This is a genomic window from Chryseobacterium sp. StRB126, from assembly GCF_000829375.1.
Taxonomy (GTDB): Bacteria; Bacteroidota; Bacteroidia; order Flavobacteriales; family Weeksellaceae; genus Chryseobacterium.
Genome location: NZ_AP014624.1, coordinates 932,886 through 958,405, shown reverse-complemented (window position 1 = coordinate 958,405; position 25,520 = coordinate 932,886). Strand labels below are relative to the sequence as shown.

The window sequence follows — 25,520 nt, the reverse complement described above, 5'->3', positions numbered from 1 at the left end:
GTATTAGGTGGAATCTGTGTTGGTGGCTCCTCTCCGGTATTAAAATTTGCCATCTGATTGCCATAGCCACCATTAATTGTTCTCATATCGCTAATTTTCATTATTTGTAATTTTTTTAACGATAACTTTTTTTCTTGTTTGATTATTTTTTTCATTAAAATTATGTGTAAAATTATAAACACAAATAAAAGAATATTTTTCAAATTTACAATAAAAACATCATATAAATTTATAAATTCATATCATAAAAAACACACCCAAACCATTAAATACCAATAACTTACAAACACCAACATGGGATTTAATATTGATGAGAGATGAAGACTTCTATTTCAAAAATATTTAAATAAAAATCTAATTACGGATTTTATATCATATCATATTAAACTCTACATCCTAGAGATCTCACCAAAACACAACCAACTGATTTAATAATAATTATGTCTTATTATTTCATAAAACACCGTTGAATATGGTCATTATTCCAGAAAACAGACATTCTTAAATAAAAATGTAAATTTGTTTCGTATTTACAAAAGAATGAAATATATAGTCCTGATTATACTATTATTATCCAGCAATTTGGCAGGTGCTCAAAAGGGCAAATTTGATAATTTATATGAATTTACTTATTCGGAACTAAAGAATAAGTTTTATGATTATTATGACTATAATAAAACTTCAGATGCCAAGCAGATAGCCAGATATTATCTCCAAAAGGCTAAAAAAGAAAAAAACACTCTTGAAATAGCGGAAGGCTATATCCTAGTACATTTTTATGAAGATTATCCGACTGCTCTAAAATATCTTGATAGTTTAACTACCATTACAAAAACTGTAAAAGGAAATCTATACCCTACCAGAACATATTTGACCAAAGGAAATCTATATTATAAGCATGATAATTTAAAGGCGGCATTGGATAATTATATTCTCGGGCTTAAATACGCAAAAGAACAACACGACGAAAAGCAAACAGCTTATGCCAATATGAGTATTGCGTATATCAATAGCTATATAGGTAAGAATGCAGAAGCTGCTAAAACATTCAGATATTATCTATACAATGGAAATAATATTACAGATACCTATCAACACAATCAAATACGCATAGCTCTAATAAGCTGTTATCTAGAGATTAATAAATTAGATTCCGCCAATATTTTAATTAAAGAAGGACAAAAATCTATTCTCCTAGGTAAAAACAAATACGACCCTAATCTATATTCTTATTTGTCCGGAACTTATGATCTTAAATTAAAAGCATATAATACTGCCATTATAAAGTTATCGAATGCCTATAATTATTTCACCAATAACAATGAAAATTCAAATGCTAACTATGCCCTTTATAATTTAGGGAAAGCTTATCAGGGATTAAAAAATAAGGAAAAAGTTACAGAAACCTATATTAAGTTAGACTCCGATGTTCAAAAATACAATATTACCTTTCCTGAGCTCCGTGAAGTTTATACTTACCTTATAGATTATTATAAAGCTAATAATGATCAACAAAAGCAACTTTACTATATTGACCGTTTTCTGGTGGTTGATAAGAAACTCGATGAACAGATTCAATATTTATCTACCGAGTTGCCCAAGAAGTATGACACTCCCAATCTTTTACAGGAAAAAGAAGATATCATCGAGAAACTAGAAATCAGAAAAAAAGTACTTTATGTTTCTGTTGGTGTTCTTGTATTAATACTCCTATTCATTATATATCTATACTATAAATCCAAGAAAAAAGAAAAAGAGCAGAGAAAAATTGCACAGGATTTAATTAGCCTGGTTGAAAAGAGAAATATTGAAGAGAACAATATTGATGAAAAAAATGGCGCTAATGATATTGAAATAAATCACTTAGCAATTCCTGAACAAAATGAACAAAATGATAAAACCACTAAAGCCCTATCTGAAGAAGTTACTCAATTTATATTACAAGAATTGAGAATATTTGAATCCAAGGAACTTTTCTTAAAAAAGGGGATTACATTAGCCAGCCTAGCAAAAAATATAAAAACAAATACTGCCTATTTATCTGAAATAATCAATACTCATAAAGGAAAAAACTTTGCGACTTATCTTAATGATCTTAGAATTGACTTTGCTTTAAATAGGTTGGTGAAAGACAAAAAATTCCGTTCCTACAAATTATCTGTCATTGCTGAGGAGCTAGGATACAATAATGAACAGGCATTTTCTTTAGCTTTTAAGAAAAAAACAGGCACTACACTCTCTATGTACATTAAAGAAATTGATAATTTAACCAATTCCTGAAATAACTGTAAGTAATTATTTTACAAATAATTACTTCATTTATTTTTATAAATTCATATAGGTAAATTTATAAATTTAAAACCTCAAGACTTTTTTTACGATTTACACTTGTGTATGTTTGCTACAGGTAAAAACACAAAATTTATTTTTTGTATGTGTACAGTACAAAACATAAATATAAAGGCTGATCAGCACCTTCCCATGTCAGGGACATATGGCAAGCAAATATTAATTCAAAAAAAATTTAACAATGAAAAAGTTAACAGGAATGAAGAAAGGTTTTTCTTCTTTGGAAAACAAAAAACTTAAAAGAGACGATTTAAAATCAGTAAATGGTAGCCTAAAGTCTTATGCTATTGAATCTAGTGCAGCAGTTACAACACCAGGATGCTACGAAGCCGATCATTATACTTCTAATGGAGGTGATTATATTGGTAGACTAGAAGTTTGCTAGTATATGAATAAAGAAAAAGGGAGGGTAAATTCCCTCCTTTTTTTATCCATATTATTAAATTAAATCATTTATGAAAATTTCATCATTAATAAGATCTGGTTTTCTCCTTATTGTTTTATTACCCCTTACATCTTGTAAAAAGAACTACATTACTTATTATAACAAAGTAAATGAGGCCGACAGCATCTACAGAATGGCCAATAACCCTAAACTAGCTGTAAAAGAGTATCAGAAAATTTTCAAAGAATATGATCCTAAAAATCAGGATCGGGTTGAAGAATATGCAACTTATATAACCCTAGCCGATCAGTATCATGAAGACTTTGGTGGAAAAAAAAGCCTTTATCAATTAATATCTCTGATGGCTCCTTATGGTAACGAATATAAAAAGTATATGCCTCTTTTTAATAAATACGGGATAGACAATACATCTGTAGAACAAAAAATAACAGAATGGAAACAAGGACTAGATAAAAAGCTGGTTGATTCTTTCAAGATTGCTCTGATAAGAGATCAGGAAGGACGCCCTCTTGATACTGCACTGACCAGAAAAAATGTTGAGAAAAATGCAAAACTCTTAATATGGACCTTTAAAAATTATGGATTTCCAACACCTGAAAAAATAGGATGGTTTCCTATGCCTACCTTTATCTCTCATATGGTTGAGTCCAAAAAAGATTATCCTTTTATAAAGGACAAATTGCTGGAATATGTAAAATCGGGAGATTTTTCTCCTCGCGACTACGCAAGAATGGAAGATACTTACTTAGGATCTCATAAAAAAATCACACGCTACGGCTTTAATATGATTCCAGTAAAAGACAGTACGCAGACTGATCGCAACCGGAAGAGCCTGGGAATCCCAAGTATGAAACACAGTTCCAAAATAAGAAAAGATTATTTTAAAAAACAAAAGCAGGATGATACTCATCATATCGAATAACGGAGATTCCACGACTACAAAAGTCATCAAATATCTTTCGGCGATGGGAAAGACGTTTATTCGTGTACATGAAGATGAGTTTTTTGAAATTAAAACCGATAAAAAAAGAATTTACCTGATTAGTGACAGAAACAGTTTTTTTCTGGATGAGATCGTAAGTACCTGGTACAGAAGAGGTGGCTTAAAATTCAAACGTATATCCTATGAAAATAATGCTGCCAACCATCATATGGATGAACATCAGCATTGGCTTGAAGATTATGTGATCAAAACTTTGGAATCAAAAAAAAGCATTAACAAACAAAGCAACAATCACGTCAATAAACTCTTAGTTCTGGAGCAAGCAAAAAAAATAGGGTTAAACGTTCCCGAATATTTTTTAGCAGAGAATACAGATGAAGTTATTATCCATGAAACAATTACAAAACCCATTACCGAAAATGTGATATTGGATTCTGTTGATAAAAATTTCAACGGCATTATTTACACTTCGATTGTACAGGAAAAAGAAAAGGAAAATTTCTTCATTACTTTCTTTCAGGAAAAAATTGAAAAGGATTTTGAAATCAGGAGTTTTTATTTGGATGGCAAAATATGGTCTACTGCTATTATTTCTCAAAATGACGAACAAACTAAAACCGATTTCAGAAAATATAATTATAAAAATCCCAACAGGAAGGTATCCTATCAGCTTCCTGAAAATATTGAAGAAAAAACGTATCAGCTCATGCAATCGCTGGACCTAAGCTGTGGTTCAATAGATTTTATAAAAAGTGGAGACATTTTCTACTTTTTGGAAGTTAATCCTACAGGTCAGTTCATAGGACTTTCAGATACCTGCAACTACTCATTAGAAAAAGAAATAGCACAATATTTATGAAGAAACTATTTAAAGAAGAAAAAAATAAATTACCTCTTACCTTTAAATTTATTGAAAAGCTTGGGACTAAAAAGTCTAATGATAAAAATAGTATTAACATACACTATGTAGAGTGTGAAACTTATCAAACAGATTACCTGATGAGAGAAAGACCAATAAAAGCATTGACAAGACTATTATGAGATATTTTAACCTGTTCAGTAATATTTTGATCACCAAAGGTGCCGGAAGGATCTTGATCTCAGATCTTCAGAGGAAGATCTCTGATCTTTATCCTTTGGAATTGTATGATATTATTGAGGAGCTGAAAAATGATTCGATTGAAAACATCTTAGAAAATTATGATACTGAATCTAAACAGATCATGCATGAATATATAAACTTTCTGCTTGAAAAAGAATATGGCTTTATAACTAATGAGGATTGGGATAGGAATTTTCTTCCATTATCTTATGAATTTCAAGAAGTAAGCAAGGTTTCTAATGTTTTCATTGAAATTGACAATATCATTATTCTCGACAAAATAAAGACCTCTATAAACAACTTAGGAGTAAAACATTTGGTAATTTATTCTACTAAAGAGCTTTCTCTTGAAGAATTTCAGGATATTGACAATAAGTTTAAAGGCTCTGTTTTAGAAGGTATAGAAATATACGCTCCATTTCATAATGCCTTAAATGAAAAGTTTTTTCAAATCCTCAATCAATCAACTACAAGAATTTATAATTTCATTTTTTACAATTGCAACGAGATCCCTTTTAAGACCAAAGAAATATTTAGATTCAGTATCAACTTTAACCATGAAAACATCAAAATATCCGCTTGCGGAAAAATAGATCTAAAATATTTCAACACCAATCTTCCCAAAGTTCTTGAAGCCATCAATCATAATTCCTGTTTACACAAAAAAATTGGAATTGATAGAGACGGGAATATAAAAAACTGTCCTTTAATGCCCGAAAAATTTGGAAATATTCATCAATCCAGTCTTGAAGAAGTTCTGATAGAAAGTGATTTCAAAAAATACTGGAATCTTACTAAGGAGAAAATAGAAATTTGTAAAGATTGTGAGTTTCGCTATGTCTGTACCGATTGCCGCGCTTATACAGAAAGAACCCACAAGAATAAAGAAGGCCTTGATATTTCAAAACCTTTAAAATGTGGATATGACCCCTATACAGGAATATGGAAAGACTGGAGTCAAAATCCTTTGAAACAAAAGGCCATGAAACATTACAATATGGAAAATATTCCCAATTAAAAAGGTAGAACACAAATATGTTATTCCAAATCCCACAGATGCGCTAATTATGAATGTAAACATTAACCATGAAAATCCTTATATATCCATCTGTGGGAAAATGGAACTCCAACCAACAAAAAAAATGTCTATTTGATATTTTTACTTCAGATTTATATTTATACCAAATAAAAAATGCTTTTCAAGCCAAATCCTGTAAATAAAATATTGATATTCAAACCAAATCTACCAATAACACCTTATATCTCACTAATAAAAGAAAAATTTTTTTGTTAATTTAAAACATCTGTGTATTTTAGATGAAAATATTAATATGATTTTTGATAAACTAATTAACTACCTAAAACTTGATAAACAGGAATTTATTTTCCAGTTTAATTCTCATCCCAATTATCCGTCAGCATTGGCTTTCAGTGATACCTTAAACTTTTTGGGAGTAAAAAATGATGCTTATCAACTTGATAAAGAATACTGGGATGAACTTCCTGAAGAATTTATTGCTATTGTTGATAACGCATTCTCATTGGTGAAAAAATCAGGAAGCAGTTATTCAGTCTATTCTGAAAAAGCAAAAACATTAGGCAAAGAGGAACTTTATAAAAACTCTACAGACTTCGTCCTGTTGTTTGAAAAGACTGAAAATGTAGAAAATAAAACAGCTTTCAATTTCAAGCCTATTTTATATGCTGTTTTTGCGGTGATTCTTATCTACTCATTCATATATCAGGGATTACTTGAAGCGATCTTTAATCTTCTTTCATTGGCCGGAGTTTATATTTCATTGGAGTTATTCAACCAGAAATTTGGAAATACATCTACTGTTATAGGAAGTATTTGTGGAGCTGCTCCTGCCACCCAAACGGCAAATTCATGTGACAGGATTATCAAACAAGATAAGACCAGTATTTTAGGATTAAAGTTTTCAGACTTTTCACTTATCTACTTTACAGGATTAGCGATATTAGGATTATTTTTACCGGCTACAGCTTATATTGTAAAAGGATTTACTTTTGTTTCAATACTTGCCATTGGTTATTCTCTCTATATTCAGGCTTTTGTTGAAAAAACATTTTGTAGAGTTTGTCTGTTAATTATCTCTATTCTGGTTGGACAAATAGTTATCAGCGCTTTATTTTTCCAGAATCTTACTTTTGGAGTAGGTGCCCTTCTACTTACGGTTATCTTATGGGCAATGATTTTTTCAGCAGTAATGTATTTCAATACTCTGCTTGAACAAAAAGAAGAACTTCAAAAAACCAATGCTAAAAATCTTAGGTTCAAAAGGAATTATGAACTATTCAAGAGCCAGTTATTAGAAAGAGATAAAATAGAATTCCAGGATACTGAGACATTTTCAGTGGGGAAAAAGGATGCAAGACTTCGTATCTCCGTTATTTCAAATCCTTATTGTGGTTTCTGTAAAGATGGTCATAAACTGGCAGAAAGTCTTTTAAAGAAATACCCTGAAGATGTTTCCTTACAAATGAGATTTAATTATACTCCTGAAAGATCTAATGAAAAATACAATGCATTAATTTCAGATCTAACGTATATCTACAACAATAAACCGGAAAATGAATTCCTGCATGCAGTAGAAGAATGGTTCGAAACAAGAGATGAAAGCAAAGTCAATATATTGTCCGGAGGAGTTCCTACCTCAGAAAACCTCAATTCATTGACTCAAATGACCCTTGAAAACAGTAATGCAGGACTTAACTTCACGCCCATCCTTGTAATTAACGGCTACCAGTTCCCGGAAAAATATGACAGAGAAGATATCGTATTTTTTATGGATGAGTTAATAGAAGATGACGAAATTTAATCATAACCAATGATTCAAAATTCACTATCTTAGGAAAAATAAAAGCGGTATCCGAAAAGCTATAAAAGAGTAGGAAAACCAAAAACTATTTATTATGAAAAATCTAAAAAAACTTTCAAGAGAAGGCCTAAGTATACTGAAAGGCGGCATTACTCAGGAATGTGCAAGAATTCAAAGCGAAGCGAGCTATTGCGAATCCAAGATTAACCCGCCTAAGGAGGGAGCTATAAATGCATGTAATAAATGGTGCTACTACTAGCCTACCATTTCATTGAATTATAATATTGAATAAAGCAAAAATGTCGTCAGAATATGACGGCATTTTATAATGATTATTAGTTTTGAGAAAATTTCCTTTTTATAAACAACCAGACACCAAAGACTGTGGACCTACCTGTCTTAGAATTGTAAGTAAATATTACGGTAAAAGTATATCGCTGCAACAAATCCGCGCCCTTTCTGAAACTACCCGTGAAGGAAGCAGCCTTCTTGGCCTAAGTGATGCTGCAGAGAATTTGGGCTTCCGTTCATTGGGAGTTCAGGTCGACTTTAAAACCCTTGTAGAAGAAGTTCCACTTCCATGTGTCGCACACTGGAATAAAAATCATTTTGTGGTTGTTTATAAAGTCGATAAAAATAACAAGGTATACATCTCTGATCCCAGCTACGGACTGATTACCTATAATCAGGAGGAATTTATCAAAGCCTGGATCGGGGAAAATGCCAATGAAAACACTGAGGAAGGAATAGCCCTTATACTGGAAACAACACCGGCTTTCTTTCAAACCGAATTTGACAATGAAGAAAGTAAAGCCAGCTTTTCTTTTCTTTCCAAATATCTTCTTAAATACAAATCACTTGTTATTCAACTTGCAGTAGGACTTCTTGCAGGAAGTTTACTATCCCTGGTTTTCCCTTTTCTTACTCAGAGTATTGTAGACGTTGGGATACAGAATCAGGATATTAACTTTATTTACCTTGTCCTTCTTGCACAGATTATGCTATTCTTCGGCAGAATGGGTATTGAGACCATCCGAAGCTGGATTCTTCTCCATCTTTCTGCCAGAATCAATATTTCGATTATTTCCGATTTCTTTATCAAACTGATGAAGCTTCCTATCAGCTTCTTTGATACTAGAATGACCGGAGATATCATGCAAAGGATTAATGACCACCATAGAATAGAGCAACTCCTTACAAGTTCTTCATTAAACACTCTGTTTTCATTAGTCAATCTGATAATCTTCAGTATTGTTCTTCTGCTTTATGATTACAGACTTTTCATTGTTTATCTTGTAGGAGCAATAGCCTATATCGGATGGATTAGTTTCTTCCTTAAAAAAAGAAAAGAACTTGATTACAAAAGATTTTCCCAGGTTTCTCAAGAACAAAGTAAAGTAATTGAGCTTATCAATGGAATGCAGGAAATCAAAATGCATAATGCTGAAAAGCAAAAAAGATGGGATTGGGAGTTTCTGCAGGTAAAATTATTTAAAATCAGAATAAAATCATTGTCTTTAGAGCAGTGGCAATCTGTAGGAGGGAACTTCATTAATCAGATGAAAGATATTCTGGTAAGTTTCCTGTCTGCAAAGTTGGTATTAAGCGGCAACTTAACCTTAGGGATGATGCTTTCTGTTCAATATATCATTGGGCAGCTGAACAGCCCGCTTCTTCAGCTTATTGACTTCATTAAACAAACTCAGGATGCCAAAATTTCTCTTGAAAGATTGGGTGAAATTCACGATAAAGAAGATGAAGAAAATAAGGATGAACAATATGCAATGGAAATTCCACAAAAGGATATTGAGATTACTGATATGTCATTCAGATACATCGGATCCGATGTCCCGGTTTTTGAAAATCTGAACCTTACTATTCCGTACCAGAAAACTACCGCAATTGTTGGAGCCAGTGGAAGTGGAAAAACCACCTTACTGAAACTCCTGATGAAGTTTTATGAACCAGACCATGGAGATATCAAAATCGGGAATACTGCACTGAAGAACATTTCTCCTCGATTCTGGAGAGACCATTGTGGAGTTGTCATGCAGGAAGGATATGTATTTAATGATACAATTGCTAATAATATTGCTGTTGGTGAAGATCATATTGATAAAAAGAAATTAAGACGTGCAGTAGAAATAGCCAATATTAAAGAATTTGTGGAAGGTCTCCCATTAAGTTATAATACAAAAATCGGGAATGAAGGAGTTGGAGTAAGTGGCGGCCAAAAGCAAAGACTTTTCATTGCGAGAGCCGTTTATAAATCTCCCGAATATATTTTATTTGATGAAGCTACCTCTGCATTGGATGCCAATAATGAAAAGATCATCATGGAAAACCTTGAACAGTTCTTTAGAGGTAAAACAGCAGTAGTTATTGCTCACAGGCTTTCTACTGTAAAACATGCTGATAAGATTATTGTACTGGATAAGGGAAAGGTGGTAGAAGAAGGCAGTCATGCCGAATTGGTAGATCTTCGTGGCGAATATTACCGATTGGTGAGAAACCAGCTGGAACTAGGAAATTAACCAAATAAAATCAACATATAGCGGAATCCGAAAAGCTTATAGAGTAGGAAATTAAAAGCATCTATTAATTATGAAAAATCTAAAAAAACTTTCCAGAAAAGATTTAGTTTTTGTCAGTGGAGGTGTAATAATTCCGGATGACAATTGTTGCGGATCATGGTGTCTTGGTAGCTGGATGCCATGTCGTATGCATCATTTTGAATGTCCACCAGACGCAGACACTTCACCACCATCATGGTATGACGGGACTTGCCCACGTATTTAAATTATATTCCCCCTGAAATATTGGGGGAAAATTTCACCTCAGAAAACAATGAAAGAAGACATTTTAGACAATATTGAACTGCGCTCAGAAAGTGTACAAGATATTCTTACCCAGCCACCTAATTGGATGATTCGCTGGGGAAACACGGTTATATTCATAATTATCCTACTCATTTTTGTCATGAGTTACATTATAAAATATCCGGAGTTTGTACCAGCTCCTATTATAGTAACATCCCTGAATCCACCGGAAAAATTAGAAGCAAGAATCAATTCCAAGATTGAAAAAATATTCATTAAAGATCATCAGGAAGTAAAGAAGAATGATGTATTGATGGTGATGTTGTCTGCTGCCAATTACAAAGATGTTATCGCATTAAAAAAACTGGTAGACTCAATATCTCCTAATCAGCTTGGTTCTTTTCCGATTGCTCAGACTTCAAGATATAAATTGGGTGAATTACAGGGAGAATACAACAGCTTTGCAAAAGCATTTCAGGATGAGGAGCTTTTTACAAGATTACAGCCTTATGCTCCGGAAAATCTGGCTACGAACCTCAGTTTATCTGAGTCTAAAGCAAGAATTTCCACTTTAAAACAGCAAAAAAACCTGGAATCCGCCAAATATGATCTTACAAGAAAAAATTTCCAACGGTCCCAGGAACTATTCAATCAGGGAGTGATCTCTGCTATGGAACTTGAGAGTGAAAAAATTAAATATCTTCAGGCTCAGCAGAACCTGGAAAACATTAATATTTCTATTTCGCAGGCTGAAGAAGGGATTTCCAATCTTAACAAAACCAAAAGCGGAACAGTAATTAATACCGAGAAAGACAAAATTAATTATTCTTCACAAACCTTACAGCTTTTTGAGCAACTAAGAAAGGCTCTAAAACTTTGGGAACAAAATTACCTTGTTATTTCATCTACAGATGGTGTTGCCAGTTTCCAGCAGTTTTTCGGCGAAAATCAGTTCGTAAAAGCAGGAGAAGCTATTATATCCATCCTTCCTAAGAATAAGGAGAAATTAGTAGGCAGAATGTCTGTTCCTACAGTAAATTCCGGAAAGATTCTTCCTGGGGAAAAAGTATTAATCAAACTGGATAACTACCGTTTCCAGGAATATGGAATCGTAGAAGGAAAAGTTCAGAACATATCACTTATTCCTGATGATAAAGGAAATTACTATGTAGATGTAGTTTTACCAAAAGGATTAAAAACAAGCTATAATAAAAATCTGAAATTTGATAAAGAGCTTAGAGGAAGTGCAGAAATTGTAACTGAGGATCTAAGACTTATAGAAAGATTCTTCTATCAGATCAGAAAACTATTAGGCTACCAGGCTTAATAGAAGTTTTACTATAAATATGGCCGTTTCTCAATGTAAGGAAACGGCTTTTTTATTTGCTCATATTTTTTCTATTTCCATTCAGAGAAATAAATAATCACCTCACATAACAATATGGAGTAGAATATAATCAGAATAGAAGTTTATCAACTTTACCACCATATATTCTGACATCATATTTTTCCTATACAAAATAAAGATTCAAATATCTTTTACAATAAGAATACAAAACAGTATATAATAGTAACTTAAATTTTCGGATGACATTTTCTAAGGAGAATGGATAACAATGAGCGAAAACAATCTAGAAAAATGAAAGCTATTGTATAAAAATAAAAACCACAATCATCAGTTAATGATTGCGGTTTTGTAGCGAAGACGGGAATTGAACCCGTGACCTCAGGGTTATGAATCCTGCGCTCTAACCAACTGAGCTACCTCGCCGTTTTGGTGGTGCAAATATAGAAAAATATTTTCATCTGTATTCCCATAACGAAAATAAAGTTCAAATATCTTTTACATGAAACATACAGAATAAAATACGCCGGCAATTAAAACAAAACTGAAGTCTTTGGATGACATTTTCTTGGGGGGAGTGAATAACTATAAGGGAAAACTATTCTGAAAAATGAAAATTATTACATAAAAATGAAAACCGCAATCATCAGTTAATGATTGCGGTTTTTGTAGCGAAGACGGGAATTGAACCCGTGACCTCAGGGTTATGAATCCTGCGCTCTAACCAACTGAGCTACCTCGCCGTTTTGGTGGTGCAAATATAGAAAAATATTTTTTACCTCCAAAATTATTTTAACTTAAAATATTCTAAAACATTCCCAACATGATCTGGTTTATTGATTATCTTGTTATTAGCATCTAAAATAAAATACGTCGGAGTTGCATGAACATTGTATGTATCTACATAACTACTGTTCCATCCTCTCAATTCCGAGTCATTAATCCATGGAAAGGCAGCAATTTTTTTAGAATAAGAATCTTTATCCACATCTAAAGACAGGGCAATAACCTGAATATTTTTTGCTTTTAAATCGTTGTATTTTTCTAATAGCTTCGGAAGTTCAGTCTCACAGTGTGAGCATGTAGATGACCAGAAGACAATAACCTTCTTATCAGCCTTTACATCATGGATTGATTTCGCAGTGGTATTTGTTGCCGATTGGAATTTATTATTAGGGAATACTGCTCCCATTTCAATATTGGCATTGGATTTCAATGTGGAAGCCAATCTATCATTAATGGTACATTTAAGATTTTTAGCCAATCCTAAGTATTTAGTTTTAAAATCGTCCATCTGATAAACATCAAAAATATCGATAAGCTCAGATAATACAGTCTGTCCTCTTGGAGTTTCTACCTTTAAACGATCTAAAAGTTTATCTACTGAAGCTGTAACATTAGCATTCCCACCAGAGTTCAAATAAGCAACTAATACAGGTCTCAGCAAGGATGAGCTTTCAAGCATATCATTAGACTTGTCTAGGAAATTAATAATTTCCTCCTGATCCGGTTTTTTAGTAGGATCTGCCGGATTTCCCAGAAACTTACTGTAATTGGTATTGTAATAACTAATAAACGGGTGCTTAGCAGCATCGATGGAAGTGGATGTACCGGAAAGCCTGTCAATCTCTGTTTTTAAAGCTTTTCCAAAGTCTGTGTTATCTTTATAGTATTCTTTAATCTGGCTTAACGCAGGAAGAATAAGTTCTTTCTTTTGAGAACCTTCCTGTTGTTTGCTCATTAGTTCATTGGCTTCATCCAGATAAGTAACGTCCTTCACTTTATTATTCTGAATATCAAGTTTGATATTTACATTCTTGTTTTCTGAAATAAAACTTACAGTGTTATTAGTGCCAGGGAAGTAGATCTTCATCATTCCCATATAATTATTTGGATATTTAAACGTCCATGTATTATTCTTACTTTGTTCTTTGGTAACAATAATATCTTTTGAGCCGTTTAGCGTATATAGAATGGCATCCTGATCTTTAAAATCTGCCGGTGTCTGAACTGTAACAGTAAACTGAGCCTGCAGTGCAAATGCAGCTAAAACCGCAGATAGTGTATAAATCTTTTTCATAGAGTAAAAATAAAAAAACTCTCTGATTAATCAGAGAGTTTCTTATTATTTTAATAAAATTTTATGCTTTTATGCTTTTATACTTTTTGGTGTAGAATGCAATGAATACAATAGCTACTACAGCAAGTAAATATACATACATATCGATGGGTGATGTTGGTGCTCCTGAACCACCTCCTCCACTACCTGCCTTTCCTACTGCATCTGGAGTCGGAGGGATTGTATTATTTTCTTCTGCATAAGCAAATGATACAACAAAAAGCAAAAGAGCGGATACTAGTTTATTTATAGTTTTCATATTATTTATTTTAAGATTTTGGTGTTAACTACTACTCCTTTATCAGAAACCACTTTTACAACATAAGAGCTCTTCACTGAACCATCAAGTTCAATTACGAAATCTTTAGATGTGTCAACTGCTTTCTTAGAGATGATAAGTTTACCACTCATATCATAAACTTCAATATCTGCTTTTTTCCAATTTTTATCAAATCTAACGATATAGTTGCTAACTGCAGGGTTATATACAACCATAGTTCTGGAAAGTGTTATCGTATTATCTTCTTTAGTTGCTAATGAACCTTTATCAGGTGCTCCGTAATATAAACCATACGTTTTAGAGTTTACAGGAATAATAGCCCCCTGTTTTACTTCCTCTACATTACCGTTAGCTGATTTATAATAAAATCCTGTTCCTGAGGATAACTGATGAGATCCTTCAGGAATCATTTTAGTATTTTCTCTCACTTCAAATTTGTAAGAAAAAATTTTCTGAGTAACATTAGGCTCATTATAATCAAAACTATTTAATACAATTTCTTTTCCTAAGAAATCTTTCTCATTAGCTTCATTAATATATAATAAATAATTTGATTGATAATTAGGATCAATTCCTCCTGTTAGCTTTTCTTCATAAGTAACAAATGTATTTTTATCTGCTGCAGCCTGTACCGTAGTAGCTATAGAAGCTTGATGTCCCGTTGTACCGTGTGCAGATACCACATAGTAAGTTCTTCCTAATTCATTTCCATTAGCATCTAAACCAATTACTCCTAACTGTTTCACAGTTCCCGAACCATTACTAGCTACTTTACTAGCAGCAACATCATAATCTGTACCTTCTACTCTTGCAGTATTACTAAATCTTCTAAGAGTGTTAAAGTTTAATGTTTGAGGAGTATTATCTCTTAATTTCAGAATAAAAACTCCCATAGGCTTCACAACAAGATTATTGATATCTCCTACTGGTATACGGGTAACAGGATCAAATGTCATAATCAGAGGATTTGTAAATGTACTTCCTCCTCCATTTACATATTGTACAGTACCTGGTGAATATTGAACACCCCAGATATTAGTAATATTATTACCATCTGTAACAGTTCCACTTTCAACATATCCGATTTTTGATAAATCTAAATTAGTAAAGAAAGGGTTACCAAATTCATAGATGTTTTTACCGTATGTTCCAGCCCAAGAACTGGTTGTAGATTCATATTGGTCAAATAAATAGGACTTATATTGCTCAGTATAAGAATTAGTATTCGAACCATCTGGTCCGAAATTCAAACCATTACCAGCGTTAACTAAATTAACGAGGGGCTGATTAGTGAATGCTTTACCTGAGAGATTATAAACACCATTATTAGCAGCGGGTGGATTACTAAGATCAAGGTTATTGTTATTAGACCCTAACATATAATACCCGAAAGGCTGTGTAACCATGCTCCAAGGTGCTTGTGTCTCACCTACAACAGTAGCGTTGTTCCATTTTAAGATTTCATTCAGGGAATGTCTGGTAGAGTTGAAAGATTTATTAAGCTCCGAAGAAAGGCTACCTAATAATTTGTCATAGAAAGGCAGAGCAATCTGTTGGTAAAAATTACCATCACCATGCTTCCCATTTCTATATTCTTTATTTACAACACCAGTAACATTGGACTGGGATAATCCATCGATGTACAGCTGCCCATACGTAGATGTAGCGTAGCTAGCAGGGGTATTCAGTTTTAAAATGATATTTCCTCCGTCGGTTTTATCTGCACCGGCAGCGTCAATCGTTTTAAAAGCGTCTGCGCCTGATCCTACGACCATTACATTTCCGTGTACCTCCAAAAGACCCGTGCCTTTTGTCTGTACACCTCCACCACTATAAACTAGGGTGCCTTCGCTCACATACATATTAGCATTAGTGTCAACATGACATAGTATCTGCGCCTGAACAGAGTAACTAATTGCTAAAAGACCTATAGCAAATAAACTTTTTCTCATTGTATAAATTATTTGTGTGTTAATACAATCTTCACCCGCAAAGGTATTATTTTTTTCTTTAAAAAAAAAACTTTTTTATCTATTAATCAAAATATTATCTTCAGTTAATACAATCTCTTTTTCCTCTCCTATTGAAAACATGTAGTCTTCCAAGACTTTTTCGGTAGTCCCTCTCAGCCCTCTTGCTCCTAATCCTTTTTCAATAGTTTCTTCTACAATTTTTTCGATTGCCCCATCGGTGATTGCCAAATCCGTGCCATCCATTTTGAAAAGTTCCACAAATTGATTCACAATTGAATTTTTAGGCTCTTTCATAATTCTTACCAGCGTCTCTTTTGTGAGTTTATCAAGGTAAGTGATAATTGGAAATCTTCCTAAAAGTTCGGGAATTAATCCGAATGAACGTAAATCGATTGCATTAATATTTGTTAATACATACTCATCTTCATCCGTTTTATTGATTTTTTCGGAACTGAAACCAATCGCTTGCTTATTCATTCTTCTTTCAATAATTTCTTTGATTCCGTCAAAAGCTCCTCCGGCAATAAACAGGATATTCTGAGTATTCACCTGAATATACTTTTGATCAGGATGCTTTCTTCCTCCTTGTGGTGGTACGTTTACAATACTTCCTTCCAACAGTTTCAATAATCCCTGCTGTACTCCTTCTCCTGAAACATCTCTTGTAATACTTGGATTGTCTGATTTTCTTGCAATTTTATCAATCTCATCAATAAAGACAATTCCTTTTTCTGCTTTTTCCACATCATAATCAGCTACCATCAATAGTCTTGAAAGGATGCTTTCAACATCTTCCCCTACATACCCGGCTTCTGTTAAAATAGTAGCATCTACGATACAGAAAGGTACATTAAGCTCTCTGGCAATGGTTTTAGCCAACAAGGTTTTTCCTGTTCCGGTCTCTCCTATCATGATGATATTGGACTTTTCAAGCTCTACTTCTCTATTTTCGTCCTGGGCGTGAAGTAATCTTTTATAATGGTTATACACCGCTATGGAAAGTTGTTTTTTAGCCTGATCCTGTCCTATGACATACTGATCCAGAAATCCTTTAATCTCTTTAGGCTTTTTAAGATCTTCCATACTGTCTGCAGGTGAATGTCCTGACTTTGAAGCACTGTCTTTTACAATAACGTGTGCCTGCTCTATACAATTTTCACAAATAAAACCGTTCTGCCCAGAAATCAACATTTGTACTTCATTTCTTTTTCTTCCGCAGAAAGAACATTGGTTTGGATTCATATTATATAATATATATGTATATGTTAAAGAAAATCGTAAAAAATTACTTTTTTACGATTTTCTGTGTTTTAAGAATTAATAATTGAGTTTTGAATCTCTGTATATTCTTCGTTCGTTAATTTTAGTCTTTCATTTCTGAAGTTCATGTCTTCCATCTTATTTAAAGGGATAAGATGAATGTGAGCATGCGGAACTTCAAGTCCTACAACTGCTACTCCTACTCTTACACATGGAATTGCAGTTTTGATCTTCTTGGCCACCTCTTGGGCAAATCCCCAAAGGTTTTTGTATTCTTCACTTTCAAGATCAAAAATCAAATCCACTTCTTTTTTCGGAACTACTAAAGTATGTCCTTTCACCAAAGGCATTGCATCAAGGAATGCAATAAAGTTTTCATCCTCTGCAATTTTATAAGAGGGAATTTCTCCATTGATGATTTTTGTGAATATAGTGCTCATTTTTATAAAAGTTATAGATTAAATACTAGAAGTTTAGAAATGAAAGGGAGTATCAGACTATAGAGAAATGTCTAATACTTCAAAAGAAAGTTTGTTTCCGTTTGGTAAAGTAATTTCAGCGGTTTCACCTTTCGCTTTACCTAGCAATCCTTTTGCAATTGGAGTGTTTACAGAAATCCTTCCTGTCTTAAGGTCGCTTTCGTTATCTGGTACCAATGTAAATACCTGCTCTTGTTTAGTTGCATTATTCTTAAGCTTCACTGTAGTTAAGATAGAAACTTTTGAAGTATCTAATTGGCTTTCGTCTATAATTTTAGAAGTTGAGATAACATCCTTCAGCTTAGAAATTCTCATTTCAAGCATCCCCTGAGCCTCTTTAGCCGCATCATATTCTGCATTTTCAGACAAATCTCCTTTGTCTCTAGCTTCTGCGATCTGCTGAGTGATTTTTGGTCTTTCCACAGTTTCCAACTGTTCCAGCTCAGCTTTCATTTTCTCAAGGCCCTCCTTTGTTACATAGCTTGCCATAATTTTCAAAATTTAGTTTTAGTATAAAAAAATAATCCGACATTTGTCGGACAATGTTTTACGTGTTATAATCGTTTAATTTCTACAAATATATAAAAATTTAAATTGAAATGAAAAAAACTTTTTCGATATTATCTATTTTCATTTTATTGATTTTCAGTAATTTATCTATAAACTCATGCGGAAGCAGAGAAGATACGGTGAACTGCTTTCCGAACAACCCAATCAATGTTTCTTTAAATTTAAACCTTCCTGCATATAACGCATTGAATTATGATGATGGCTGGATCTACGTTAACGAGCAACAATCCGGAACCAGAGGTTTAATCATTGTTCGTGTAGGAAATACATTTAAAGTTTATGATCGAAATGCGCCTCATTTATGTCCTGATAATGATACGACCCTTGAGGTAAAGGATAATATTGCCATACTATGTCCAAAGGATGGCACCAAATGGATTTTAAGAACCGGTCAGCCATTGGATGGAGCTAAAACCTCCCTTCCCCCTAAGACTTATACTTCTTATAATTATGATCCTGCAAGCAAAACTTTAAATATTTACTATTAGAATAAAAAATGAAGATCGTTATACAAAGAGTCTCTGAAGCCCGTGTAAAAGTAGATGGAAAAATAGTAGGAGAAATAGGAAAAGGCTTAATGCTGCTGGTAGGCATTGATGAGAATGATGAAAAAGCAGATGCAGATTGGCTCGTACAGAAAATACTTAATCTGAGAATCTTTGGAGATGAGGATGATAAACTTAATCTTTCTATAAAAGATATTTCCGGAGAAATCCTTTGCATAAGCCAGTTTACTTTGATTGCAGATTATAAAAAAGGAAACCGCCCTTCTTTCATTAAAGCAGCCAAACCTGATAAAGCCGTTCCTTTATTTGATTATTTTAAAGAAGAAATGGCAAAATCCGGATTGAAAACTGAAAGCGGTATTTTCGGAGCAGATATGAAAGTTTCATTAATTAATGACGGGCCGGTAACCATCGTTATGGATTCGATTACAAAAAGCTGATAACAGAAAACTGATGATGAACAAAAATATTGTGATCGTTTATCTTGCGGTGACCTTAATTTTCCTGAGTGAAATTGTTTTAAATTTTAATAAATACAGCTATACCGGATATTATACGGATAAAATTATTAATTGGCTTTGGCTGGCTATGACTGTTTTTATCATGATTAGGTTTTGGAAGCAACAAGCCATTAAAGTATATTTTGGGTTTTTGGTAGCCGGAATTATTTTGAGCATTCTGCCCATGATGATTCCTTTTTTTGCCCTTGTCAGCCATTTTTCAACCATTGACAGCTACCAGAGGATTCAACTGGAAGACAATTATCGAATTGAGAGACATCGTCCGGGAGCATTAGCTAAACCTCGAATATCAATTTATAAACAGGAAGGTATTTTTGAAAAAGAAATAGGCAGAACCCCTGATATTGAAATTCTAGAAAAGGTTTTACAACGTTCTTCAATTGATATTCCCAGTGATGACCGAAACGAATCTATTCAGGAGGCAAGGCTCATTAATGCTAATAAAGACAGCATTGGAATTGAATATAAAATCATGAATAAGAAGCAGATTTTTTATCATAAAATTAATGGTAACCAACTTGAATATTAGTAAGGTTAAATCATCATTATATCCGAATCAAGAAATACCTTTCAGCAAAACTGAGAGGTATTTTTTGATAAAAATATGGCCCAATCCTTTACACAAAGGCAAAAGCAATTTGATTTGAAAATAAATTCACAAAAACGTGATTTGTTTTCATTTTATTATTATTTTTGATATTATCCAATCTAATTCACAACCATTTAACAAAAATAACATGAAAACAAAAATCAAACTCCTTACACTATTGGTGTTCTGTTTCTTCCTTTCATTTGGACAATCTCCATCAGATCGCAGCGCGAAACAAAATGATCTGATTTATGTATGTTTTTCAAAGAATATCTCTTCAGACAAGGATGCACTTAGTAAAAATCCGGAACTGGAAAGATTTGCCAGAGAAAATGGAATATCATTTACTTATGATCTGGGATTCAGCAGTGAAAAAATTAATGAAATGATGGCCAACAGCAGACGAAACGGAAATTCGGGGGAGTCTGTTCTAAAACTGAAAAGAATATTTAAAGCCAATGTTCCTGTTCAGAATGGCGATACTTTTCAAAGGCTAGTTCAAAGCCTTGAAAAATTCCCGGAAATAGAATATGTATCAGTAATGAGTAGCACTCCTATTGAACCACCTTTAGTTAATATGTTTGTCGCAACTCCGGATCTGGAAAGCATACAGACTTACCTGAATGACAACCCGGGAATCAATGCAAAATACGCATGGTCAAGAGGAATTTCCGGGCAGAACATCCGTATACGCGATGTAGAATATGGTTTTTACAAAACTCACGAAATGCTGACCAATCAGAACTCAATCCAATTGGAACCGGGATATTCTCCCAATTCAGGATTAGCCAATAATAATTACCGGGATCATGGAACGGCTGTAGTAAGTATTTTAGGATCCATAAAAGATAATATCGGACTTACTGGTGCTGTTTACAGTGCTTCAGAAATCAAAGGGTATATGGAATGGACTACTGTTGGGTATAACAGAGCCACTGCGGTAAGCAGATCCATCAACGCTTCTCAGTCGGGAGATATCATCCTGTATGAAATGCAGACTGGGGGAAAAGACGGTCAATATTGCCCTGCCGAATATGACAGTGTGATCTGGGATCTTACAAAGGCAGCTACAGATTCAGGAATTATCATCATTGCAGCAGCAGGGAATGGGAATCAGGACCTTGATGATCCTTTCTATGCGCAGTACAGAGCAAGAGGAAACAGCGGTGCTATCATCGTAGGTGCCGGTACTCCTAATACTACGCACTCAAAACAAAGTTTCAGTACTTATGGAAGCCGAGTGGATGTACAGGGATGGGGAAGCAGTGTTCTGGCAGCAGGCTATGGATCGTATGCAAAGTATGATAACGATAATAACAGGACTTATAATTATTTCAGCGGAACCAGTTCTGCGACACCTACTGTAGCTTCTGCTGCTGTGCTTATTCAATCTTTTTACCGTCAGACTACAGGACAGAATTTAAGCCCGGCTGCTATGAGAAACCTTTTAGTTTCTACAGGAATTCCACAGGGAGGAACTGATGTTAATAAAAAAATAGGTCCGCTTCCGAATGTAAGAAACGCTATTTTACAACTGGAAAGTAAATCTACAGTTTCAGCTAAAGCTTTACCTGCCCTTGAAGTGAAAATTTACCCTAATCCATCCAGCAATTATATCGCTATTCAGAATACTGAAGATAAAAAAATGGATATCGAAATTATCAATATGAATGGAAGATCAGTGATAAAAAGCACAGTTTCTTCCGGAGAAAAAATTAATATTTCTGAACTTCCCGTTGGTCAGTATCTCATCAATATCAATGAAAGATCAAGACGTGTTGTGGAGAAATTCACCAAACTATAAGTAAAAGGTGGGAAGCTGGAAGAATGAAGCTGGAAGTTATTTTAGGTGTATGATTACCAAAAGGATGATAAAATAATTTTCAAAAAAGATAAAAAAGTATAACAGCTATTTTTATGACCTTGATGACTTCCTCCTTCCAGCACCCATTTAAACTTTTTATTTAAAACAAAAACTCCTTTCAGTAATAGAAAGGAGTTTTTATTCTTAACTTTTATAACAATTATTTCGCAGGAACGCTGCTGAAATTAAGGGCTACTTTAATATTCATATCTGAAGATGTTTGGTTCTTCAATTCATACACTGTTCTTACGGTAAGTCCTGAGCTTTTTACAATACTATCCAGAAATCCTGTATCATTCAGGTCCAGACTCATGCTGGAAGAATTGGTAGAGATATTAGAACGGGATGCAATCAGTCTCTCCCCTGTTCCGCTGGATGAAACGTATATTTTGATTGTTTTAAATGCGCTCAGGTTTCCTCCTGAAGGAGATGCTACTGAAATCTTTGCGTCAGAGATTCTTACATCTTTAATTTGGGCATTATTATTTCCTCCGAACCACGTTTGTACATTGGTTGCGGTTGCGGTTGAAGAAACTTCTTTATCAGCAGGTACTCCTGTGGAAACTAAAACATTCGTTGTATAGGGAAATGTATTCTGAACCAGCGACTGTACGGTTCCGCAACTTACAAGTACAGCTGAGGCGGCCATTGCTGTTAGAACGATATTTTTCATAATTTTTAAATTTAAACTTCTGATGTTAATTTGCAGAAACTGTACCAAATTAATTGATGCTACTCAATGCTTACTGTAAAATGTCCTTTGGTGTTCCCTGAAGCCATATTACTTTTTCCGATAATCAGCCACACTTCTCCTTTTTCAGGAATTTCATAAGTGATTTCTCTTCCGAAAGGGCCGTCATAATTTCCATTGGGAAGCCTTATCTGATTGAATCTGATATTAAAGTCTTTCTCTTTAGTTGAAATCTTTGCTTTGATATTGGACTGTTCAAAATTGGTAAGCTTTAAAATAAGCTCCTGATCATCATTCTTAAATTCTTCTCCTAGTGTAAAAGGAAGCTGAGAGGCATCTGCTGTTCTTACAATCTGCCCTTCTTTTTCGCTTCTCATAACGCCTTTACGTAAAATCTCCTTAGTAGCAGGCGCATTGTTAATAATTGAATCTTTTTTTCTCAGCGCTACAGAATCTGCTTTATAGACAGAGTCCGGCATTTCCGTTACAATGGTTGAATCCTTTTGAGATATATCTGTTACAGCCGGATCTTTTTTACAGGAAATAATAATCAATGGAATTAACAATAAGCTTTTTTTCATAATAATTAATTTTAAGGAAGTGAAAAAGACGGAAGCTGGAGGCTGGGAGATGGAAGTTTTATAGTTTTCCATACTTCTAAAAGCCTTGTTTCATTAGAAGTTATCAATACTAAACTTCTACCCTTAACACGATCCTGGTTAATCAGTCCTTTTTAAATGCTAAAATTGTTCCAACTCTTTCAGTTTGTATTTTTAGTCTGTACAAGCTTTTCGTTATTATTTCTAATCATTTTAAAAGTGAAATACATAAAATTGAGCATAATCCCCATTAAAAGGGTAACACCCCAGGTTTTTGTATATTCCAGCGGATAAATAAGCCGCACTACAATATCGTTGAATAACCCAAAAGGATTGTTCAGAATATCCCAACTGTTCCATCTCAGGAATCTCCCCAAATACACTCCAAAGCTGCTCATAAAAAGAAAGAGGACTACAACCCCGTTGATAACTCTTTCTTTACTGTAACCAGATAGAAGTTTTTCAATATCATTAAGACTTAAGAAACCACAGATGAGCCCTGTCCAGGCATAAGAAAGGATTACAATCAAATCATACCAGATAGGAATTGTATTTCTTGCTTTTAAATGAAAAAGATCAGTCAGAATATAGGGTGAATTGGGAAAAAACAAAATCCAGACAACAATAATTACTGCGATGGATAATTTACTTTTAATATTGAATGCCAAAATAAAAGTACTTAGAAATAAAGGGATCCATGCCAGAAAAAGATTCCAATTCAGGAAGAAAAATACTTTTGTTTCACTGATATAATACCTAAAAATAGAGAGACTGAGACAAAACAAGGTCATGAATATCAGCAAAACATTCATTTTAAATCTTGGAGATTCTATTAACTTTTTCATCGTGTATTCTTGTTATTTGATGGTTTGATAATAGATGATCTTTGAAAGGAAAGATTTGGATTTTTCGGTCTTAATTTTATTCTGAACATCTCTTTTAAGCTTTTGGTTATTCTTTTCATCCGCATATTTCATCAGGCTTTCGGAGTTGAAGTTAACCGATGTCCAATGATAATGTAAATCAAAGTTCTTACGGTTTATATTCTGTGAGGTAATAAAACCGCCCCAGTTGATATAGCTGCACATCAAAACAGTTCCATAAAAGTACCACACCATGGTATTGAAAAGGAATGCATTTCTTTTCTGCCTTTGAATTTTAATAAAAGTTAAACCAAGACCTACCAGAGACAAAATCAGGAAAGCAAAAACCCCCAGTCTTTTATACGTAAAGGCATAATTGACAATATATTCATAGTTTTTAGCTGCTGCAGACAGGATAAGTACAGCATTCAAAACAATCCAGACTTTAGCTAGAACTTTCAGCAGCTTTGCTTTTGGATCAAAGTTAAATCCTGATTTGAAATAAAACATGATGACCAGAATAGCCATTATAATAGACATAATTACCGCATTAACACGCTCATGGGTTTCTTCCGAAAGCTGAATCGGTGTTTTTGAGACTTCATAAAATTGTTCATAATTATAGGTGATAATGAAAAAGACCAGCAAAATATTCAGACAAAAGAAGGATATTACTCCACTCGTTCTTTCAGCATCAAGATCAAGGAAAGAATAGGTTGACTTAGGTTCCTGAGCACTTTTATGAAAGTCATTATCTAAATAGTGATGATTTTTGTAGATCAATTTTTCAACAGCATAATTCCAGAAATTAAAAGCAATAAAAAATCCTAAAACGGAAAGACAGAAAATCTGCCAAAGATTGATATCTAATTCATAATCTGTAAAGAGAGCAGCAAAATGGTCACTTCCTGCTGCATAAATTCCAAAGAAAACGGATATAAGAACTAACGGAATAAGCACAAAAGCCATAATCTTCTGCCACATTCCCGGAACATTTCTTTGAGGCAACCATTTATCAAGCATAAAAATTCTACAAATCGAAGTACAACAGTTCGTAATAAATACCGGAATCAGAAAGAGGATTTTCATTTTTCTATTCCTTGATTTATAGCCCAGCAAAAGAAGAGAACTTGCCACGGCCAAAAATGAAGGAAAGTCTCCATACCACGCAAACGCAATCCCTGAAAGCATACTTGTAGCTGTGAGAATATAAAAAGTTCTGGTTTTGTTTTTTTCTGGTGTTTTGAAAAAATTTAGAATGGCATATAGAATTCCAAGGATTCCAAAATTCAGCCCCATATCCTGATCGTAGAACAAGATTACAAACAGGGCTGTTGTGAGAAATATATAGTGATGTGTTTTCATAAGATATAAAGTTTAAAAATTGAGTTGAGAAAAATTG

24 protein-coding genes and 2 tRNA genes are annotated in these 25,520 nt (G+C 33.7%); 14 read left to right on the top strand and 12 right to left on the bottom strand.

The window, feature by feature from the left end:
- Positions 1-540 precede the first annotated feature (540 nt).
- From CHSO_RS04170 to CHSO_RS04130, 10 genes are all read left to right on the top strand, one after another.
- Complete coding sequence (locus tag CHSO_RS04170; protein ID WP_045492636.1) at positions 541-2,280, top strand: helix-turn-helix domain-containing protein; 1,740 nt, start codon at positions 541-543, stop codon at positions 2,278-2,280.
- 250 nt (positions 2,281-2,530) lie between these two features.
- Positions 2,531-2,734 (top strand): TIGR04139 family peptide modification target, encoded by a 204-nt coding sequence (locus CHSO_RS25290; protein WP_084220925.1) that lies wholly within the window; start codon positions 2,531-2,533, stop codon positions 2,732-2,734.
- 70 nt (positions 2,735-2,804) lie between these two features.
- Complete coding sequence (locus tag CHSO_RS04160; RefSeq protein ID WP_045492630.1) at positions 2,805-3,677, top strand: hypothetical protein; 873 nt, start codon at positions 2,805-2,807, stop codon at positions 3,675-3,677.
- Positions 3,655-4,557 (top strand): grasp-with-spasm system ATP-grasp peptide maturase, encoded by a 903-nt coding sequence (gwsG, locus tag CHSO_RS04155; RefSeq protein ID WP_045492628.1) that lies wholly within the window; start codon positions 3,655-3,657, stop codon positions 4,555-4,557. Before CHSO_RS04160 ends, gwsG begins: the two co-directional genes overlap by 23 nt.
- 178 nt (positions 4,558-4,735) lie before the next feature.
- Positions 4,736-5,818, top strand: coding sequence for a grasp-with-spasm system SPASM domain peptide maturase (gene gwsS / locus CHSO_RS04145; protein WP_045492621.1), 1,083 nt, complete (start codon positions 4,736-4,738; stop codon positions 5,816-5,818).
- A 313-nt stretch (positions 5,819-6,131) separates the two neighbouring features.
- The gene (locus CHSO_RS04140; protein WP_045492618.1) at positions 6,132-7,640 is read left to right on the top strand and encodes a vitamin K epoxide reductase family protein; all 1,509 of its coding nucleotides are present in this window, start codon (positions 6,132-6,134) and stop codon (positions 7,638-7,640) included.
- A 94-nt stretch (positions 7,641-7,734) separates the two neighbouring features.
- Entirely contained in the window at positions 7,735-7,899 is a 165-nt protein-coding gene (locus CHSO_RS26575; RefSeq protein ID WP_410493387.1) for a bacteriocin-like protein, read from the top strand.
- Between the two features lie 82 nt (positions 7,900-7,981).
- Positions 7,982-10,174: a peptidase domain-containing ABC transporter gene (locus CHSO_RS04135; protein WP_045492615.1), complete on the top strand. Its 2,193-nt coding sequence runs from the start codon at positions 7,982-7,984 to the stop codon at positions 10,172-10,174.
- 70 nt (positions 10,175-10,244) lie between these two features.
- Positions 10,245-10,439 carry a bacteriocin-like protein gene (locus CHSO_RS26570; RefSeq protein ID WP_410493386.1) on the top strand — a complete coding sequence of 65 codons (195 nt, stop codon included), beginning with the start codon at positions 10,245-10,247 and terminating at the stop codon, positions 10,437-10,439.
- Positions 10,440-10,487: 48 nt separating this feature from the next.
- Positions 10,488-11,786, top strand: coding sequence for an HlyD family secretion protein (locus CHSO_RS04130; RefSeq protein WP_045492612.1), 1,299 nt, complete (start codon positions 10,488-10,490; stop codon positions 11,784-11,786).
- A 370-nt stretch (positions 11,787-12,156) separates the two neighbouring features.
- Here the strand turns inward: CHSO_RS04130 and CHSO_RS04125 are convergent.
- The 8 genes from CHSO_RS04125 to greA form a co-directional block, all read right to left on the bottom strand.
- Positions 12,157-12,230: transfer RNA gene (locus CHSO_RS04125), tRNA-Met, on the bottom strand.
- A 243-nt stretch (positions 12,231-12,473) separates the two neighbouring features.
- Positions 12,474-12,547, bottom strand: a tRNA-Met gene (locus tag CHSO_RS04120).
- A gap of 44 nt (positions 12,548-12,591) precedes the next feature.
- On the bottom strand, positions 12,592-13,884 hold the full coding sequence (locus CHSO_RS04115; protein WP_045492609.1) for a peroxiredoxin family protein: 1,293 nt from the start codon (positions 13,882-13,884) through the stop codon (positions 12,592-12,594).
- 61 nt (positions 13,885-13,945) lie between these two features.
- Entirely contained in the window at positions 13,946-14,182 is a 237-nt protein-coding gene (locus tag CHSO_RS04110; RefSeq protein ID WP_045492606.1) for a hypothetical protein, read from the bottom strand.
- Positions 14,183-14,187: 5 nt separating this feature from the next.
- Positions 14,188-16,155 (bottom strand): T9SS type A sorting domain-containing protein, encoded by a 1,968-nt coding sequence (locus CHSO_RS04105; protein ID WP_045492603.1) that lies wholly within the window; start codon positions 16,153-16,155, stop codon positions 14,188-14,190.
- A 75-nt stretch (positions 16,156-16,230) separates the two neighbouring features.
- Positions 16,231-17,418 carry an ATP-dependent Clp protease ATP-binding subunit ClpX gene (gene clpX, locus CHSO_RS04100; RefSeq protein ID WP_045492600.1) on the bottom strand — a complete coding sequence of 396 codons (1,188 nt, stop codon included), beginning with the start codon at positions 17,416-17,418 and terminating at the stop codon, positions 16,231-16,233.
- 68 nt (positions 17,419-17,486) lie between these two features.
- Complete coding sequence (locus tag CHSO_RS04095; RefSeq protein ID WP_045492597.1) at positions 17,487-17,876, bottom strand: HIT family protein; 390 nt, start codon at positions 17,874-17,876, stop codon at positions 17,487-17,489.
- A gap of 57 nt (positions 17,877-17,933) precedes the next feature.
- Positions 17,934-18,404, bottom strand: coding sequence for a transcription elongation factor GreA (gene greA, locus CHSO_RS04090; protein WP_045492594.1), 471 nt, complete (start codon positions 18,402-18,404; stop codon positions 17,934-17,936).
- Positions 18,405-18,514: 110 nt separating this feature from the next.
- Here greA and CHSO_RS04085 point away from each other — a divergent pair, with 110 nt between their 5' ends.
- From CHSO_RS04085 to CHSO_RS24880, 4 genes are all read left to right on the top strand, one after another.
- A complete protein-coding gene (locus CHSO_RS04085) occupies positions 18,515-18,973 on the top strand; it encodes a hypothetical protein (protein WP_045492591.1) in 459 nt (152 codons plus the stop codon).
- Between the two features lie 8 nt (positions 18,974-18,981).
- Positions 18,982-19,431, top strand: a complete 450-nt coding sequence (gene dtd / locus CHSO_RS04080) for a D-aminoacyl-tRNA deacylase (RefSeq protein WP_045492588.1) — start codon at positions 18,982-18,984, stop codon at positions 19,429-19,431.
- Between the two features lie 13 nt (positions 19,432-19,444).
- Positions 19,445-20,041 (top strand): hypothetical protein, encoded by a 597-nt coding sequence (locus CHSO_RS04075; protein WP_045492585.1) that lies wholly within the window; start codon positions 19,445-19,447, stop codon positions 20,039-20,041.
- A gap of 208 nt (positions 20,042-20,249) precedes the next feature.
- A complete protein-coding gene (locus CHSO_RS24880; RefSeq protein WP_144428846.1) occupies positions 20,250-21,905 on the top strand; it encodes a S8/S53 family peptidase in 1,656 nt (551 codons plus the stop codon).
- Between the two features lie 220 nt (positions 21,906-22,125).
- Here CHSO_RS24880 and CHSO_RS04065 read toward each other — a convergent pair whose 3' ends face one another.
- The 4 genes from CHSO_RS04065 to CHSO_RS04050 all read right to left on the bottom strand — a co-directional run bounded on the left by CHSO_RS04065 (position 22,126) and on the right by CHSO_RS04050 (position 25,483).
- The gene (locus CHSO_RS04065) at positions 22,126-22,638 is read right to left on the bottom strand and encodes a hypothetical protein (RefSeq protein WP_045501846.1); all 513 of its coding nucleotides are present in this window, start codon (positions 22,636-22,638) and stop codon (positions 22,126-22,128) included.
- A 59-nt stretch (positions 22,639-22,697) separates the two neighbouring features.
- Positions 22,698-23,237: a hypothetical protein gene (locus tag CHSO_RS04060; RefSeq protein ID WP_045501843.1), complete on the bottom strand. Its 540-nt coding sequence runs from the start codon at positions 23,235-23,237 to the stop codon at positions 22,698-22,700.
- 179 nt (positions 23,238-23,416) lie between these two features.
- Complete coding sequence (locus tag CHSO_RS04055) at positions 23,417-24,100, bottom strand: DUF1361 domain-containing protein (protein ID WP_052480480.1); 684 nt, start codon at positions 24,098-24,100, stop codon at positions 23,417-23,419.
- Positions 24,101-24,112: 12 nt separating this feature from the next.
- Positions 24,113-25,483: a DUF4173 domain-containing protein gene (locus CHSO_RS04050; RefSeq protein ID WP_045492582.1), complete on the bottom strand. Its 1,371-nt coding sequence runs from the start codon at positions 25,481-25,483 to the stop codon at positions 24,113-24,115.
- Between the last annotated feature and the right edge of the window lie 37 nt (positions 25,484-25,520).

What these genes read in the sequence shown, in the direction of transcription:
- gwsS (WP_045492621.1), top strand. Translation starts at nt 4,736, where the DNA reads ATGAGATATTTTAACCTGTTCAGTAATATTTTGATCACCAAAGGTGCC.
- CHSO_RS04060 (WP_045501843.1), bottom strand. Translation starts at nt 23,237, where the DNA reads ATGAAAAAAAGCTTATTGTTAATTCCATTGATTATTATTTCCTGTAAA.
- CHSO_RS04140 (WP_045492618.1), top strand. Translation starts at nt 6,132, where the DNA reads ATGATTTTTGATAAACTAATTAACTACCTAAAACTTGATAAACAGGAA.
- CHSO_RS04115 (WP_045492609.1), bottom strand. Translation starts at nt 13,884, where the DNA reads ATGAAAAAGATTTATACACTATCTGCGGTTTTAGCTGCATTTGCACTG.
- CHSO_RS04160 (WP_045492630.1), top strand. Translation starts at nt 2,805, where the DNA reads ATGAAAATTTCATCATTAATAAGATCTGGTTTTCTCCTTATTGTTTTA.
- CHSO_RS04170 (WP_045492636.1), top strand. Translation starts at nt 541, where the DNA reads ATGAAATATATAGTCCTGATTATACTATTATTATCCAGCAATTTGGCA.
- dtd (WP_045492588.1), top strand. Translation starts at nt 18,982, where the DNA reads ATGAAGATCGTTATACAAAGAGTCTCTGAAGCCCGTGTAAAAGTAGAT.
- clpX (WP_045492600.1), bottom strand. Translation starts at nt 17,418, where the DNA reads ATGAATCCAAACCAATGTTCTTTCTGCGGAAGAAAAAGAAATGAAGTA.
- CHSO_RS04075 (WP_045492585.1), top strand. Translation starts at nt 19,445, where the DNA reads ATGATGAACAAAAATATTGTGATCGTTTATCTTGCGGTGACCTTAATT.
- CHSO_RS04105 (WP_045492603.1), bottom strand. Translation starts at nt 16,155, where the DNA reads ATGAGAAAAAGTTTATTTGCTATAGGTCTTTTAGCAATTAGTTACTCT.
- greA (WP_045492594.1), bottom strand. Translation starts at nt 18,404, where the DNA reads ATGGCAAGCTATGTAACAAAGGAGGGCCTTGAGAAAATGAAAGCTGAG.
- CHSO_RS26570 (WP_410493386.1), top strand. Translation starts at nt 10,245, where the DNA reads ATGAAAAATCTAAAAAAACTTTCCAGAAAAGATTTAGTTTTTGTCAGT.
- CHSO_RS04055 (WP_052480480.1), bottom strand. Translation starts at nt 24,100, where the DNA reads ATGAAAAAGTTAATAGAATCTCCAAGATTTAAAATGAATGTTTTGCTG.
- CHSO_RS04050 (WP_045492582.1), bottom strand. Translation starts at nt 25,483, where the DNA reads ATGAAAACACATCACTATATATTTCTCACAACAGCCCTGTTTGTAATC.
- CHSO_RS25290 (WP_084220925.1), top strand. Translation starts at nt 2,531, where the DNA reads ATGAAAAAGTTAACAGGAATGAAGAAAGGTTTTTCTTCTTTGGAAAAC.
- gwsG (WP_045492628.1), top strand. Translation starts at nt 3,655, where the DNA reads ATGATACTCATCATATCGAATAACGGAGATTCCACGACTACAAAAGTC.
- CHSO_RS04065 (WP_045501846.1), bottom strand. Translation starts at nt 22,638, where the DNA reads ATGAAAAATATCGTTCTAACAGCAATGGCCGCCTCAGCTGTACTTGTA.
- CHSO_RS04095 (WP_045492597.1), bottom strand. Translation starts at nt 17,876, where the DNA reads ATGAGCACTATATTCACAAAAATCATCAATGGAGAAATTCCCTCTTAT.
- CHSO_RS04130 (WP_045492612.1), top strand. Translation starts at nt 10,488, where the DNA reads ATGAAAGAAGACATTTTAGACAATATTGAACTGCGCTCAGAAAGTGTA.
- CHSO_RS04085 (WP_045492591.1), top strand. Translation starts at nt 18,515, where the DNA reads ATGAAAAAAACTTTTTCGATATTATCTATTTTCATTTTATTGATTTTC.
- CHSO_RS24880 (WP_144428846.1), top strand. Translation starts at nt 20,250, where the DNA reads ATGAAAACAAAAATCAAACTCCTTACACTATTGGTGTTCTGTTTCTTC.
- CHSO_RS26575 (WP_410493387.1), top strand. Translation starts at nt 7,735, where the DNA reads ATGAAAAATCTAAAAAAACTTTCAAGAGAAGGCCTAAGTATACTGAAA.
- CHSO_RS04110 (WP_045492606.1), bottom strand. Translation starts at nt 14,182, where the DNA reads ATGAAAACTATAAATAAACTAGTATCCGCTCTTTTGCTTTTTGTTGTA.